This is a genomic window from Hydrogenophaga sp. RWCD_12 (assembly GCF_046604225.1).
GTDB lineage: Bacteria > Pseudomonadota > Gammaproteobacteria > Burkholderiales > Burkholderiaceae_C > Hydrogenophaga.
In genome coordinates this window covers 1-14660 of the sequence record NZ_JBKIXC010000006.1, presented here as the reverse complement: position 1 = coordinate 14660, position 14660 = coordinate 1, and the positions used below count along the sequence as shown (strand labels likewise).

Here is a 14660-nt window from a genome sequence, read left to right as displayed (position 1 = left end):
CCTCCTGCCCGGCCCGCCAGCGCGCATGTGAGCCTCCCGAACCCCCGCGCCATGACTTCCACCACCCCTTCCGTCTCCTGGGCCGATCCCGCGCGAGAAACCGCGTTCCACCAATGGCTGCAGGGCCTGTCCGCCACGCACGGTCTGCGCACGGACACCCTGCGCCCGGCCTCGGCCGATGCGAGCTTTCGCCGCTATCTGCGGGTCGACACGGAGGGCGGCGACAGCCGCATCGTGATGGACGCGCCGCCGGACAAGGAAAACTGCCGCCCCTTCGTGCATGTCGCCGGCCTGATGAAGGACGCCGGCCTGCTGGTGCCCGACATCCTGGCCTGGGACGAACCCCAGGGCTTCATGCTGCTGCCCGACCTGGGCACGCAGACCATGATGGAGCAGATCGACCCCGAGAACCCGCAGGCCAACCATGCGCGTTACCTGCAGGCGGTCGACACTCTGCTGGCCTGGCAGCTGGCCTCGAAAGCGGGCGAACTGCCGCCCTACGACGACGCCCTGTTGCGCCGCGAGCTGCAGCTGTTCCCCGACTGGTACCTCGCGCAACACCGGCAGACGACGCTGCAGGGCAAGGACGCCGAGACGCTGGGCAAGGCGTTTGACAGCATCGTGAAACGCTGCCTGGCCGCGCCCACGGTGCATGTGCACCGCGACTTCATGCCGCGCAACCTGATGATCCCGTCCCGGCCCGGCGCCACGCCAGCCCAGCAACTGGGCGTTCTGGACTTCCAGGACGCGGTGCACGGCCCGATCACCTACGACATCGCCAGCCTGATGCGCGACGCCTTCCTGACCTGGGACGAAGACTTCGTCATCGACATCACCGTCCGTTACTGGGAAAAGGCGCGCAAGGCCGGCCTGATGGACTTCGAGGACTGGCACAGCGACTTCGGCGCCTTCTATCGCGCCGTCGAATGGATGGGCCTGCAGCGTCACCTCAAGGTCGCCGGCATCTTCGCGCGACTGACCCTGCGCGATGGCAAGCCCAGGTACCTGGCCGACGCACCGCGATTCATCCACTACATCCGCAACACCGCCCACCGCTACCGCGAACTGGGCCCGCTGCTGCAGGTCATCGACAAGATCGAAGGCCTCGAGGCGGCCTCGGGTTACGCCTTCGGCCGCGTCTGACGGTCGCGCCGCCGATGCCCCGCTTTCACTGCCCTGTTCCCCTGGCCGCCGGTGCCGAGCTGGAGTTGCCGTCCGCCGCCGCGCGCCATGTGCAGGTGCTGCGCCACCAGCCGGGCGATGCGATCACGCTGTTCAACGGCGACGGCGGGCAGTGGCAGGCCACCGTGCTGCGCATGGGCCGCAGCGACGTGGCGGTGCGGGTGGACGCCTTTGAAGCGGTCGAACGCGAGCCGCAACGGCCAGTGCATCTGGCCGTCGGCATGCCGGCCAACGAGCGCATGGACTGGCTGGTGGAGAAGGCCGCCGAACTGGGCGTGGCCAGCCTGCAGCCGCTGCACACCGCCCACAGCGTGTTGCGCCTGAATGGCGAGCGCGCGCAGAAGAAGCGGGACCACTGGCAATCGGTCGCGGTCGCGGCCTGCGAGCAGTGCGGCGGCAACCGGGTGCCGGCGGTCCTGCCGGTGGGCGACCTGGCCTCGTGGCTGCGTGAAGCTGCTGACGGTGCCGCGCTGCGATGCGTGCTCTCGCTGGCCGAAGGCTCGCGCCCGCTGGGTGAGGTGCTGCGTGAGGCACCGGCCGACAGGCCCGTGCTGTTCCTCAGCGGCCCGGAGGGAGGCCTTTCGCCGCAGGAAGACGCCGCCGCCCGGTCCGCCGGTTTCCTGCCGGTGACCCTCGGCCCGCGCGTGCTGCGTGCAGAGACCGCCGCGCTGGCCGCCCTGGTGCAGGCGCTGGCCTGAGCCTGTCGGTCACTGCCGGCCGAAAAACGCCCAGATCTCCGCCGTCGCGTCCAGCGCGGTCGAGCCCTTGCCGCCCAGGGCCTTGCGCCCGCCCGGCCAGGAATGCCCGCCGGTGTCGGTGACGCAGACCCGGACCTCCACGCCGTCCTGGCACCCGGTGCGGACCTCGCAACGCACGCCCGGTCGTTCGAGCACGGTCTTGGCTGGACCAGTGCAGCGGTCCAGCCGCGCCCATTTGTCCAGCGTCGCCCCCACCGACACGAAATCGGCGTGGGTTTCCGAGGCGCTGCCGGAGCCGCCCGAGAACAGCACCCGGTCATCGTCTTTCGCGTGGATGTGGAACACCGGCACCGGACGTCCCGGCTGGCAGGGTTCCGCGCCGTCGGTGCCCGCGACCGCAGCGATCGCGCGGAACACGTCGGAGGCCTCGCAGGCGAGGCGGTAGCTCATCATGCCGCCGTTGGACATGCCGGTCGCGAACACACGCTGGGCGTCGATGTCTAAGCGCCGCTGCACCTGTGCCACCACGGCGCGCAGGAAGCCCACGTCGTCGCTGCGGCGGTCGCGCGCCAGGCCGCAACACAGGCCCGCGTTCCAGGTCGCCAGCCGCCCGCCGGGCCATCGGCTGTCGCCATTGGGAAAGACCACGATCCAGCCGCTCTGCTCGGATTGCGACACCAGGCCGTAGAGCCCGTCGCGCGACATGTTGTGCATGCTGCCGCCACCGCCGTGCAGTGCGAGCACCAGCGGCACTGGCGTTCCGGCCCGGTACGAGGCCGGCACATGCACGACGAAACCGCGCTCCTGCCCGGCGTGCACCAGGGAGAGTTCGTGGCTGCCTGGTGCGAGAGGCTGCGCCGACACCGGCAGGGCCAGCCACCCCAGCAGCACCAGAAACCAGGCAGCAAGACAGCGTTTGGGCATCGGTGTCTCCCCGGCGCCTTGGCCTCAGCTGGCCGGCTTCGGGATCGCCGCGAGCTTTTCGGCCAGTTTCTCCAGCGCCTCGTCGACCGCATCCACTGCGAAACCGTAGAAGTCACCGCCCCCGCCGCCCATGCGCTTGGAGTCGCTGTATTCCTCGGTCGCCACCGGCTCCCCGGAGACCGCGTCCACAGCCTCGACCTTGACGTAGACGGTGCCCTTGCCGGCGCCGAACATGCCACCCACCCAGCGCAGCGCGCGGTTGCCCGGGTCGTAGTCCATCGCGATCTTCAGCCTCACACCGCCCGCCTGTTTGCCCGGATCGGCGTCGGCCACCGTCAGGCCTTCATCCTGCAATTTCTTGCGCACCGACAGCGGCAGCTTCATTTCCATGGTCTTCTTGTCTTCGAGACGTTTGTCGTCGGGTGCGCTGTCCAGCAGCTTGACGGCAATGTCGGTCACAAAGGCCTGGGTGTACTTGCGGGGCGCCTCTTCCTTCTTGGCGTCGGCCGCCATCGCGGAAAACGACGTGCCAACGGCCATGAACGCCAACAGAATCAAAGCGCCGGTGAGGCGCGAACAAGCTGCAATCACATTTCCTCCTGGGTTGTACAAAGCCCTCCGATCGGGGCGGCGACATCGTACAGGCAGGTTTCCCAGATACCGGCCCCTGTATAAAAGGCATCCCATGAACAAGAACCTCTGGCTGCTGGCCGCCGCGCAAGGCCTCTTCCTGACCAACAACGTGGTCCTGATCGCCATCAACGGTCTGGTCGGTCTGTCGCTGGCTCCGCTGGGCTGGATGGCCACGCTGCCAGTGATGGGCTATGTGGTCGGCGGCGCGCTCTCCACGCCGCTCGTTGCCCGCACGCAGAGCGCCTTCGGCCGCAAAGGCTCGTTCCAGATCGGCCTGCTGGTGGCGCTGGGCTCGGCCCTGCTGTGCGCCTGGGCCGCGTTCGACAAGAACTTCTGGCTGCTGGTGAGCGCGACCGTGATCGCCGGCTACTACAGCGCCAACGGCCAGCTCTACCGCTTTGCCGCCGCCGAACTGGCCGCGCCGGAGTTCCGCGAAAAGGCGGTGTCGCTGGTGCTGGCGGGTGGTCTGGCGGGCGCTGTGCTGGGGCCCAACCTGGCGGCGCGCACGCGCAACCTGACCGAGGTGCCGTTCGCAGGCGCCTACCTTGCGCTGGCCGTGGTGGCCCTGCTGTCGCTGGCGGTGATCGCGTTCATGCAGTTTCCGCCCCTGCCACCGAAAAAGGCCAACGCCGACCAAGGCCGGCCGCTGGCGCAGATCATGAAGCAGCCGGCCTTCATCGTCGCCACCGCAGGTGCCGCGCTGGGCTATGGCGTGATGAACCTGCTGATGGCGGCGACGCCGCTGGCGATGCAGGTCTGCGGCTTCGGCTTCGACGACGCGGCACTCGTGCTGGAGTGGCACGTGATCGGCATGTTCGCGCCCGGCTTCTTCACCGGCCACCTGATCAAGCGCTTCGGCGTGCTGCCGATCATGGGCGTGGGCGTCGTGCTGAACGCCGCCTGCATCGCGATCGCGCTGACCGGCGTGGACCTGCACCAGTTCCTGATCGCGCTGTTCCTGCTGGGGGTCGGCTGGAATTTCCTGTTCACCGGCAGCACCACACTGTCGCTGCAAGCCTACAGGCCTGAGGAAAAAGACCGGGCGCAGGCCGCCATCAATTTCTGCGTCTTTGCCACCATGGCGGTCACCTCGTTTGCCTCCGGCGCCCTCGTGACAACCCAGGGCTGGGCCATGCTCAATGTGGGCTCTTTGGTGCCCGTTGCCCTCACCGGCCTGGCCCTGCTGTGGCTTGCCGCGGTGCGTCGCCGCACCCACAATCCCGCCTGAACCGGCGCCGGTCGGCGCCGGACACATGCATTTCAAGGAGTAGGCACATGGGACTGTTGGATTCACTGGTGGGCGCGGCCGCGAACGCGGCGTTCGGGGGTCAGTCGAACCAGGCACAGGCCCAAGGCGGACAGGGCGGACTGGGCGGCATCGACCCGCAGATCCTGATGAGCATCGTCGGCATGCTGATGAACCAGGGCGGTGGCCTCTCCGGCATCCTGGGCAAGCTGCAGCAGGGCGGTCTCGGTGATGCCGCGGCGTCGTGGGTCGGTACCGGTGCCAACCACCCGGTGTCGGCTGATGCGCTGGGCAGCGCGCTCGGCCCGGACCTGATGGGCATGATCGCCGGCCAGCTCGGCGGCAACCACCAGCAGGCCGCCGGCACCATGGCCGATCTGTTGCCCGGCCTGATCGACCAGCTCACGCCGCAGGGCCAGCTGCCGGCCGACAACGGCATGGGCGCACTCGGTGCCTTGCTCGGTGGCGGTCAGGGCGGCGGCCAGCCGGGCCTGGACGCCGGTGACATCGTGGGCATGCTCGGCGGCATGCTGGGCAAACGCTGAACCAGCCCGGGCGTCAGGCAGGCGCCCGGTCGTCGAGCCAGGCGCGCAGCTCGGCGTAGACCGGCGACGGGTCGGTTTCGTTGAAGATTTCGTGGAACAGGCCGTCGAAACAGCGGCTGTGCACCAGGGCCGAAGGCGCCACCGCAGCAAAGGCCCGACTGCCTTCGGGCCGCACCAGCCGGTCGGCGCCTGCGTACATCAGCAGGGTCGGTACCGCCCAGGTCGGCGCGGCGGCCACCACGCGGGGGCCGTTGCTGTCGATGAACTGCGCCAGCCGCGCCGAGATGCGGTCGTGCACCAGCTTGTCGCTGCGGTAGGCGGCCACCTGCGCCGGGTCGTGTGAAATGCCATTGGCGTCCAGCCCGTTGGACACCGTCAGATCGGGCGCCCAGCGGTAGAGCAGGCGCGTCAGGCGCTTCTGGAACGCCGTCATGCCCGTGTCGAGCGCCGGCGAAGAAAGCACCAGCGCATCGACTGGTGCGACATGGCGCTGCACGAAGGTCGCGGCCACCAGACCACCCATGCTGTGTCCCAGCAGGACCAGCGGGCAGGCCCAGGCCTGACAGATGTGGCGGCGCGTGTCGTCGACCATCTCCTCCAGATCGTCCAGCAGGGTGTCTTCGTCGGGCAGCACCCCGCGCGCGCCCCCCGATTCGCCGTGGCCGCGCTGGTCGTAGGCCCGCACAAAAAACCCCCACTCGTTGAGCCGTTGCGCCACCGTGTCGTAGCGCCAGGCGTGTTCGCCCAGGCCGTGCACGATCAGCACCGCGGCGCGCGGCCGCTGGCGCATCGGCAGCGGCCAGTCGTAGATCGCGACGTTGAGTCCGTCGCGCAGGGTGTAGGGAGCTTGCGTGGAATCGGACATGAACTCAGGGCATGCGGGCGATGACCTGGGCCACCGAGGCCGTCAGGCGGCGGGCGTAGTCCAGGTGCAGGAATTCGTTGGGACCGTGCGCATTGCTGCGCGGGCCAAGCACGCCGCAGACCATCATCTGCGCGGTCGGGAAGCCCTGGCTGAGCATGTTCATCAGCGGGATGGTGCCGCCCTGGCCGATGGTGGCGCAGGCCGCGCCGAAGTGGGCCTGCGAAGCGTCCTGCAGGGCGCCCTCGAACCACGGCGTGGTGGCCGGTGCATTCCAGCCGGTCGCAGAACTCAGGCCCTCGAAGGTGACCTTGGCCTGGTAGGGCGCGTTGTCTTCGAGCAGGGCCTTGAGTTGCTGGACGGCCGGAGCGGCCTCGACCAGCGGCGGCAGGCGCAGGCTCAGTTTGAACGCGGTGTAAGGCCGCAGCACGTTGCCGGCGTTGGCGATGTCTGGGAAGCCTTCGGCGCCGGTGACCGACAGCGTGGGCCGCCAGGTGCGGGCCAGCAGCGCCTCGACGGGATCGGTGGTGGTCGGCAGCGCGAACACGGTCGAGCCGCCGCAGTCGTGGTGCGCCCAGGGGAAGCGCTTGTACAGCTCGTCGCCGAGGATGCCTGCCGTGGCTTGCGCCTGCGCCAGCCGCTCGGCCGGTACTTCGCAATGGAAGCTGGCGGGCAACAGGCGGCCGGTGCCGCTGTCTTCAAGCCGGTCCAGCACCTGCCGCATGATGCGAAAGCTCGACGGCACCAGCCCGGAGGCGTCGCCCGAATGGATGCCTTCGGTGAGGATTTCGACCTTGAGCACGCCGCTGGCCATGCCGCGCAGGCTGGTGGTCAGCCAGAGCTGGTCGTAGTTGCCGGCGCCGCTGTCCAGGCAGATCACCAGGCCCACGTCGCCCAGCCGCGTGCGCAGCGCGTCGACATAGGGCAGCAGGTCGGCCGAACCGCTTTCTTCCGAGGTTTCGATCAGGCCGACGATGCGCGGATGGGCGACGCCTTGGGCCTTGAGCGCCTGGATCGCGGCGATGCTGGCGTAGACCGCGTAACCGTCGTCGGCGCCGCCGCGCCCGTAGAGCTTACCGTCGTCGATCTTGGGCGTCCAGGGGCCGAGGTCGCTGCGCCAGCCGCTGAACTCGGGCTGCTTGTCCATGTGGCCGTACATCAGCACGGTCTGGCCCGACGATGGCGCGGGCGAACCGTCCCTGCCTTCGCTCGCGGGCAGCTCGAAGAACATCACCGGGGTGCGCGGACGGCCCTGGGCATCGTTCAGGCGCACGATCTCCAGCTGCAGGCCGGGCACCTGCTGGGCGCGGACCCAGTCGGCGGCAGAGGTCAATACGCGGTCCAGCAGACCGTGCGCGGCCCAGTCGGGATCGAACATCGGCGATTTGGCCGGCACTTCGATGTAACGCACCAGCTCGGGCACGATGCGGTCGCGCCAGGCGACATCGACATGGGACTGGAGAGCCTGGGGTTCCAGTGGCAGGGCAGCAGCGGGAAGACGGGCGTTCATGGCGGTCCTCGACGCGCAAAAGAGCGCGAAAGGCAGCCAGTATAGGCAGACCGATGTGGTCAGGACGGCCCGTCGCCGCCGCGAAAACCTCAGGCCGACAGGCGGAAGGTCGCCACCACGCCGGCCAGCTTTTCGGCCTGGTCCCGCAGGCTTTGTGCCGCGGCCGCGCTCTGCTCCACCAGGGCCGCGTTCTGCTGTGTCATCTGGTCGAGCTGCGAGACGGCGGCACCCACCTGGGCAATGCCCTGGCTCTGCTCACCCGTGGCCGCGCCGATCTCGCTGATCACGTCGGTGACCCGCTGCACGCTGGAGACGATCTCGTCCATGGTCTGGCCCGCTTCGCTGACCAGGCGGGTGCCGGCGTCCACGCGGTCCACGCTGGTGCCGATCAGGCCCTTGATTTCCTTGGCCGCTTCGGCGCTGCGCTGCGCCAGGTTGCGCACCTCGCCGGCCACCACCGCAAAGCCGCGGCCCTGCTCACCGGCACGCGCGGCTTCCACCGCGGCGTTCAGCGCCAGGATGTTGGTCTGGAACGCAATGCCGTCGATGGTGCCGATGATGTCGCTGATGCGGCGGCTGCTCTCGTTGATCTCGCGCATGGTGTGCACCACCTCGCCGACCACGGTGCCTCCGCGACGGGCGGTACTGGCGGCGGCCTCGGCCAGCTGCGTGGCCGTGCGGGCGGCCTCCGCGCTCTGGCGCACGGTGCCGGTCAGCTCTTCCATGCTGGCTGCGGTTTCCTGCAGGTTGCTGGCCGTGTGTTCGGTGCGGGTCGACAGATCCTGGTTGCCGGTCGCGATCTCGGAGCTGGCGGTGCCGATGTTGTCGGTCGCGGAACGCACCTGGCCCACGGTGCTGCGCAGCGAGCCGATCATCTCGGCCAGCGCCGACAGCAGGCTGCCTTCGGGCACGCGCGGCAGCGACACCGTCAGGTCACCGGCCGCCACCGAGCGCATCGCCGACACCGCCACCGCTGGCTCGCCGCCAATCTGGCGCATCACGCTGCGCAGCGTGCGCCAGCCGATTCCGCCGATCACCAGCAGGGCCACCAGCACCAGCGCCACGTTCACCCACAGGGCACGCAGCACCATGGCGTTCAGGTCGTCGGTGTACAGACCGGAGCCGACCATCCAGTTCCAGCCCTCGACCTTGATGATGTACTGCAGCTTGGGTACCGGCTTGGTTTCCCCGGGCCGCGGAAAGTTGGTCTGCACGAAGGCCCGGCCGTCCGGGCTCTGGCGCAGGCCCTCCTGCAGCGACACGATGATGTCCACGCCCTGGCCGTCCTTGATCTTGCCGACCATGTTCTTGCCGTCCCACTCGGGCTTGATCGGGTGCATCACACCGACGCCGTCGGTGGACCAGATGTAGAGATATTCCTTGCCGGTCTTGCCGTAGCGCGCATGGGCCACCGCGGCCTTCGCGGCCTGCTGGGCTGCTTCGGTGCTGAGCTTGCCCGCGGCCGCCTGGGCGCGAAAGCCCTCCACGATGCCGTAGGCCGATTCCACGGCCGTGACCAGCTGCCCCTCGCGCGCCTCGGTGAGCAGCCGCCGGGCCTGCACCACCGACAGCGTGCCCATGATCGCGATCCCCAGCACCGCGGTGATCACCAGAAGGACGATGCGTCCGCGAAAGCTCAGATGGGTCGCCATGCTTGTTTCCTGGTCAGCCGACGCTGAGCCGGAACGTAGCGACCACACCGGCCAGCTTCTCGGCCTGGTCCTTCAGGCTCTGCGCCGCCGCCGCGCTTTCTTCCACCAGGGCCGCGTTCTGCTGCGTCATCTGGTCGAGCTGGCCCACGGCGCCATTGACCTGTCCGATGCCCTGGCTCTGCTCGTTGGCGGCCGAGGTGATGTCGTTGATCAGCGCCGAGATCTTCTGGGCATTCGCCACGATCTCGCCGATGGTGGAGCCGGCCTCGGCCACCTGGCGGGTGCCGGCTTCGACCTTTTCGACGCTGGCGCCGATCAGGCCCTTGATTTCCTTGGCCGCCTCGGCACTGCGCTGCGCCAGGCTGCGCACTTCGCCGGCCACCACGGCAAAGCCGCGGCCCTGCTCGCCAGCGCGCGCGGCTTCCACGGCAGCGTTGAGCGCCAGGATGTTGGTCTGGAACGCAATGCCGTCGATCACGCCGATGATGTCGCTGATCTTCTGGCTGCGGTGGTTGATCTCTTCCATCGTCGCGACGACCTCGCTGACCACCTGGCCGCCGCGCGCGGCGACCGCTGCGTTGGCCTGCGCCATCGCACTGGCCTGGCGGGCCGACTCGGCGCTCTGCTGCACCGTGCTGTTGATCTGCTCGATGCTGCTGGCGGTCTGCTGCAGGTTGCCGGCGGTCTGTTCGGTGCGCAGCGAGAGGTCCTGGTTGCCCGAGGCGATCTCTGCACTGGACAGGCTGATGCGGTCGGTGGAATGGCGCACCTCGCTGACGATGCGGGCGAGCGCATCCTGCATGCCTCCGAGCGCATGCATCAGACGGGTCAGCTCGTCCTGGCCCTGAACCGGAATGTTGCGGGTCAGGTCCCCCTGTGCGATCGCCATCGCGACCTGCTGGGCCTGGTCCAGCGGCTTGCAGATGCTCTGCATGTTCGCCAGCGTGGTGGGGATCACGATCAGCACCGACAGGGCCACCGCCAGACCGAACCACAACATGGTCTGCCGGCTGGTTTCACCCTCTTCGGTGATCACCGACGCGGCTTCACCCGCAATGATTTCTTCGACTTTCTTGAGGTCGGCCTGCATGGAACCGTAGCGCTCATGGGCGCGTTCGAGCATGCGGTTGGCCACCGTGGCGCTGTCGTAGCTGCCCTTCTTGATGTTTTCCACCACCGGCTCGACCGCCGCCGAATACTCCTTGAGCTTGGCTTCCATGCCACGCAGCACGGCGTTGTCCTCGTCGTCGTCGCCCTGCTGCAATTCGGTCGACAGGCGGGTGATTTCGGTGCGGGTCTTTTCCCAGTACATGCTGGCCAGCGAGAGCTGCTCGGGTGACTCGTACTGGATCACCATGTCCTTTTCATGGCGGCTGAGGTCGGCCATGGCCTGCCGCAGCTTCGAGAGCGTCACGGTCTCGTGGAACGCGTGATCAGACAGCTCGTGGTTGAGTCGCTGCAGTTGCTGCATGCCCCAGAAGCCGGCACCGCCGACCATGAACAGCAGACTGAGCACGACGGCGATGGCACTGATCATCCGGAAGCGGATGGAGAACCGACGCATCAAGGATCCGATCCACATGATGAAGTCCGATGAAAGTTGGATCGCCGAGGAATGAAGCGATCAGGAGGCCCGGAACACCTGCACGGCCTGGGAAAGACGCAGCGCCTGGTCCTGCAGCGACTGCGCGGCAGCACTGCTCTGTTCGACCAGCGCGGCGTTCTGCTGCGTCATCTGGTCCAGCTGGTTGATCGCGGTGTGCACCTGACCGACGCCACCGGACTGCTCGCTGGTGGCGGCGGTGATCTCGGCAATGATGTCGGCCACGCGCTGGGCATTGGCCACCACTTCGCCGATGGTGCTGCCGGCTTCGCCGACCAGGCGGGTGCCCGCCTCGACCTTGTCGACACTGCTGCCGATCAGGCCCTTGATCTCGCGCGCGGCTTCGGCGCTGCGCTGGGCCAGGTTGCGCACTTCGGCGGCCACCACCGCAAAACCGCGGCCCTGTTCACCGGCCCGTGCGGCTTCCACAGCCGCGTTCAGTGCGAGGATGTTGGTCTGGAAGGCGATGCCGTCGATCACGCCAATGATGTCGTTGATCTTCTGGCTGCTGTGGTGAATCTCCTGCATCGTCGCCACCACCTGCCCGACCACCTCGCCACCGCGGGCGGCGACCTCGGCGTTGGCCTGCGCCATCTGGCTGGCCTGGCGCGCGGCGTCGGCGCTCTGGCGGATGGTGCTGTTGATCTCTTCCATGCTGGCCGCGGTTTCCTGCAGGCTGCTGGCGGCCTGCTCGGTGCGGCCGGACAGGTCATGGTTGCCCGAGGCAATTTCGCGGCTGGCGGCCTCGACCTGCACCGCTGAGCCTTGCACCGAAGCGACCACCACCTGCATGCGCTGCAGGGTCGATTGCAGCGCCAGGGCGCGCGGCGTCTTCACGGCCAGGGCGCTGGTGTCCAGCGCGATGCCGTCGGGCTGGTCCACCGCAGCGACCAGGCGCGAGAGCTCCACGCCTTCGCGGGCCGTGCGGCCCAGACTGACGGCCAGCACCACTTCAAGGCCGGTCTGGATCACCACGTACGTGGCGTGCAGCACGATGCGCGCAAAGTTGGCCTCGGTCGTGCAGTAGAAGCCGAAACCGGCGGCCTGCAGGCGGTCGAACAGCACGTGGTGCACCGCGAACAGCGCGGCGGCGAACACGATCGGGCGCCAGTCGAGATAGACCATCAGCAGCGCGAGTGTCACGAAGACCCCGAAGTGGAACTCCACCTCGCCGTGGGCCAGCTGGATGTGCAGCGCCACCAGCGCGACCTGGGTCATCGCCAGCAGCATGCGCGAGGCCAGCGTGCCGCGCAGGGTCAGGTACACGCCCACGCCAAGCCCGGCCGCCACGGCCGCACCGACCATCGCCAGCACCGGCTCGTAGTAGACAAAGCCGATCGCCACGGCGGCCACGGCGCTCAGCAGGACGGCGGCGAGCATCACCTGGTCGCCCAGCAGGGCGGACGAGCTGGTGCCGGCGGCCGGTTGTCGGGAATTCAATGTGTTCATGCGGGGCTCCGGCAGACGGTGTTCAGAAGCTTTCCCAGTCGCCTTCGGCGGTGCCGCTGGCCACGGCCACGGCCTGGGGTTTGGGGGTGGGTGCCGGCGCAGCCGGCAGCGCACGGGGTGCGCTGGCCACCGGCTTGGACGGAGCTGGGCGCGGCGCCGCCAGGGGAGCGCTGGCCACCTTGGCCGGGGCAGCACGCACCGGGGCGGGTTCGGGCTTCAACTGGACGACCGGAGTCGTGCCGTCGATGCGGAACACCTGGACCACCTGCGACAGGCGCGTGGCCTGGTCTTTCAGGCTCTCGGCCGCGGCCGCGCTTTCTTCGACCAGCGCGGCGTTCTGCTGCGTCATCTGGTCCAGCTGCGTCACGGCCACGTTGACCTGGCCGATGCCGTCGCTCTGTTCGCCGGCGGCCGCGGTGATCTCACCAATGATGTCGGTGACCCGCTGCACGCTGGCCACGATCTCGCCCATGGTCTGACCGGCATCCCCGACCAGGCGGGTGCCTTCCTCGACCTTGTCGACACTGCTGCCGATCAGGCCCTTGATCTCGCGCGCGGCTTCGGCGCTGCGCTGGGCCAGGTTGCGCACTTCGGCGGCCACCACGGCAAAACCTCGGCCCTGCTCACCGGCGCGTGCGGCTTCCACCGCGGCGTTCAGCGCCAGGATGTTGGTCTGGAAAGCGATGCCATCGATGGTGCCGATGATGTCGCTGATCTTCTTGGAGGAGTGGTTGATCTCTTCCATCGTGTGGACGACCTGGTTCACGACCTGGCCACCGCGCACCGCAATTTCCGAGGCGCTGGCGGCCAGCTGATTGGCCTGGCGCGCGGCGTCGGCGCTCTGGCGCACGGTGCTGGTCAGCTCTTCCATGCTCGCGGCCGTCTGCTGCAGGCTGCTCGCCGTCTGCTCGGTGCGGGCGGAGAGGTCCTGGTTGCCCGAGGCGATCTGGGCGCTGGCGGTGCCGATGTTGTCGCTGGCGCTGCGCACCTGCGCCACGGTCTTGAGCAGCGAGTCTTTCATGGCGGCGAGCGCCTTGAGCAGTTCGCCCAGTTCGTCGTTGCGGTCGGTGTCGACCCGCTGCGTGAGGTCGCCGGCGGCCACGCTGCGCGCCACCTTCGCCGCCTGGTCCAGCGACGCTGCGACCTTGCGCAGCACCAGCCAGGCCAGCCCCACCACCACGGCCGCGGACAGCACAGACAGCAGGCTGAACAGCCAGTGGTTGCGCTGCGCAGCGGCGCCTTGTTCCTCCGCATCCGCGGAAGCGTGCACGATCAGCGCGGCGCTGGTCTTGTTCATCGTCTCGGTCAGCCGCTTGTAGGCCTCGTCCGCACCTTGCATCGCGGCAACCCCGGTGTTGGGATCGACGGAGGCCAGGTCGACGGCGGAGTCGGCACTCTTGACGTACTGGTCGAGCTGGGCACGCGAATCCGTCAGGGCCTTGCGGATGTCCGTGCCTTCCGGCTCCTTGTTGATCTGTTTGTCCAGCGTGCCCTTCATGGTGGCGATCCGGGACTGCAGGTCCTTGCGCCGCCCCTGGATGGCCGCCTCGTCGAGGGAACCGATGATGGTCATCATGCGGTACACGTCCACGTGCACGCCGTTGACATCTCCCTGAAGCGCATTGAGCGTCCCCACTTCTCCCATGTGTTCGCGAAACGCGTCGCTGGCCGACTGGCTGGCGCGGCTCAGCACGAAGGAATCCACCTGACCCACGGCCAGCACGGCCAGAGCGGTGATCACGGGGGCGAGAAGGAGCTTGTGACCCAGTTTCATGGGGAATCCCAACGACAGAGAGAAATACGGACAGGGCGGTGAGGGGGCGATCGCCGGTTACTTGTAGATGCCGCCGCAGACCACGGTCTCGTCCAGCTTTTCGCAGTACATCGACTTGGGTTCGACCTTCTTGCTCTCGGGGTTGGTGAACTTGTAGTCCTGCCAGAAGCTGGCCTTGGTCTTGGCCATCTCCACGCGCTCCTTGACGAAGGGCTTGCCGTCGATGTCCTTGAGGTCGATCAGGTTCTTGCCGATCATCTTTTCATTGGCGCCGTGGGCGTGCACCGTGCCATCCAGGCCGTAGACCACCAGGTAGAGGTCTTCCTTCTTGAACTGGCTGGTCTTGCTGCTGATTTCGGCGTAGCCCTTGTCCTTGCCGTTGGCCTTGATGAAGGCCACACCCTTTTTCACCATTGCGGTCGCGTCGTCTGGTTTGGCGTCGGCCAGGGCATTGAACGAAGCGCCCAGCATGGCAGCAGCGGCGCAGAAAGAGATCAGTTGGCGGGTCGGTTTCATGGGATGTCTCCGTGGACAAAGAGGGGGTTGAGGGAAAAGGGAGTGCAGGGTCACTGCAGGCTCTGG

Annotated in this window: 13 protein-coding genes; 4 read left to right on the top strand and 9 right to left on the bottom strand. The window is 68.1% G+C overall.

The window, feature by feature from the left end; genetic code table 11:
• The first annotated feature begins 51 nt into the window (after positions 1-51).
• Both ACLIJ1_RS21270 and ACLIJ1_RS21265 read left to right on the top strand, forming a co-directional pair.
• Positions 52-1143, top strand: a complete 1092-nt coding sequence (locus tag ACLIJ1_RS21270; protein ID WP_411367567.1) for an aminoglycoside phosphotransferase family protein — start codon at positions 52-54, stop codon at positions 1141-1143.
• A gap of 14 nt (positions 1144-1157) precedes the next feature.
• Positions 1158-1880: a 16S rRNA (uracil(1498)-N(3))-methyltransferase gene (locus ACLIJ1_RS21265; protein WP_411367566.1), complete on the top strand. Its 723-nt coding sequence runs from the start codon at positions 1158-1160 to the stop codon at positions 1878-1880.
• Positions 1881-1889: 9 nt separating this feature from the next.
• Here ACLIJ1_RS21265 and ACLIJ1_RS21260 read toward each other — a convergent pair whose 3' ends face one another.
• Both ACLIJ1_RS21260 and ACLIJ1_RS21255 read right to left on the bottom strand, forming a co-directional pair.
• The gene (locus tag ACLIJ1_RS21260) at positions 1890-2804 is read right to left on the bottom strand and encodes an alpha/beta hydrolase family esterase (protein WP_411367565.1); all 915 of its coding nucleotides are present in this window, start codon (positions 2802-2804) and stop codon (positions 1890-1892) included.
• 24 nt (positions 2805-2828) lie between these two features.
• Entirely contained in the window at positions 2829-3344 is a 516-nt protein-coding gene (locus tag ACLIJ1_RS21255; RefSeq protein WP_411367564.1) for a DUF4410 domain-containing protein, read from the bottom strand.
• Positions 3345-3489: 145 nt separating this feature from the next.
• On the opposite strand from ACLIJ1_RS21255, the gene ACLIJ1_RS21250 reads away from it, so the two are divergent.
• The gene (locus ACLIJ1_RS21250; protein WP_411367563.1) at positions 3490-4665 is read left to right on the top strand and encodes an MFS transporter; all 1176 of its coding nucleotides are present in this window, start codon (positions 3490-3492) and stop codon (positions 4663-4665) included.
• 47 nt (positions 4666-4712) lie between these two features.
• Complete coding sequence (locus ACLIJ1_RS21245) at positions 4713-5228, top strand: YidB family protein (RefSeq protein WP_411367562.1); 516 nt, start codon at positions 4713-4715, stop codon at positions 5226-5228.
• 13 nt (positions 5229-5241) lie between these two features.
• Here ACLIJ1_RS21245 and ACLIJ1_RS21240 read toward each other — a convergent pair whose 3' ends face one another.
• The 7 genes from ACLIJ1_RS21240 to ACLIJ1_RS21210 all read right to left on the bottom strand — a co-directional run bounded on the left by ACLIJ1_RS21240 (position 5242) and on the right by ACLIJ1_RS21210 (position 14594).
• The gene (locus ACLIJ1_RS21240) at positions 5242-6093 is read right to left on the bottom strand and encodes a lysophospholipase (RefSeq protein ID WP_411367561.1); all 852 of its coding nucleotides are present in this window, start codon (positions 6091-6093) and stop codon (positions 5242-5244) included.
• 4 nt (positions 6094-6097) lie between these two features.
• On the bottom strand, positions 6098-7600 hold the full coding sequence (locus ACLIJ1_RS21235) for a M20/M25/M40 family metallo-hydrolase (RefSeq protein ID WP_411367560.1): 1503 nt from the start codon (positions 7598-7600) through the stop codon (positions 6098-6100).
• 89 nt (positions 7601-7689) lie between these two features.
• Entirely contained in the window at positions 7690-9252 is a 1563-nt protein-coding gene (locus ACLIJ1_RS21230) for a methyl-accepting chemotaxis protein (protein ID WP_411367559.1), read from the bottom strand.
• A 13-nt stretch (positions 9253-9265) separates the two neighbouring features.
• The gene (locus ACLIJ1_RS21225; protein WP_411367558.1) at positions 9266-10834 is read right to left on the bottom strand and encodes a methyl-accepting chemotaxis protein; all 1569 of its coding nucleotides are present in this window, start codon (positions 10832-10834) and stop codon (positions 9266-9268) included.
• Between the two features lie 42 nt (positions 10835-10876).
• Positions 10877-12304 carry a methyl-accepting chemotaxis protein gene (locus ACLIJ1_RS21220; protein WP_411367557.1) on the bottom strand — a complete coding sequence of 476 codons (1428 nt, stop codon included), beginning with the start codon at positions 12302-12304 and terminating at the stop codon, positions 10877-10879.
• 22 nt (positions 12305-12326) lie between these two features.
• Complete coding sequence (locus ACLIJ1_RS21215; RefSeq protein ID WP_411367556.1) at positions 12327-14078, bottom strand: methyl-accepting chemotaxis protein; 1752 nt, start codon at positions 14076-14078, stop codon at positions 12327-12329.
• Positions 14079-14135: 57 nt separating this feature from the next.
• Entirely contained in the window at positions 14136-14594 is a 459-nt protein-coding gene (locus ACLIJ1_RS21210; RefSeq protein WP_411367555.1) for a cache domain-containing protein, read from the bottom strand.
• Between the last annotated feature and the right edge of the window lie 66 nt (positions 14595-14660).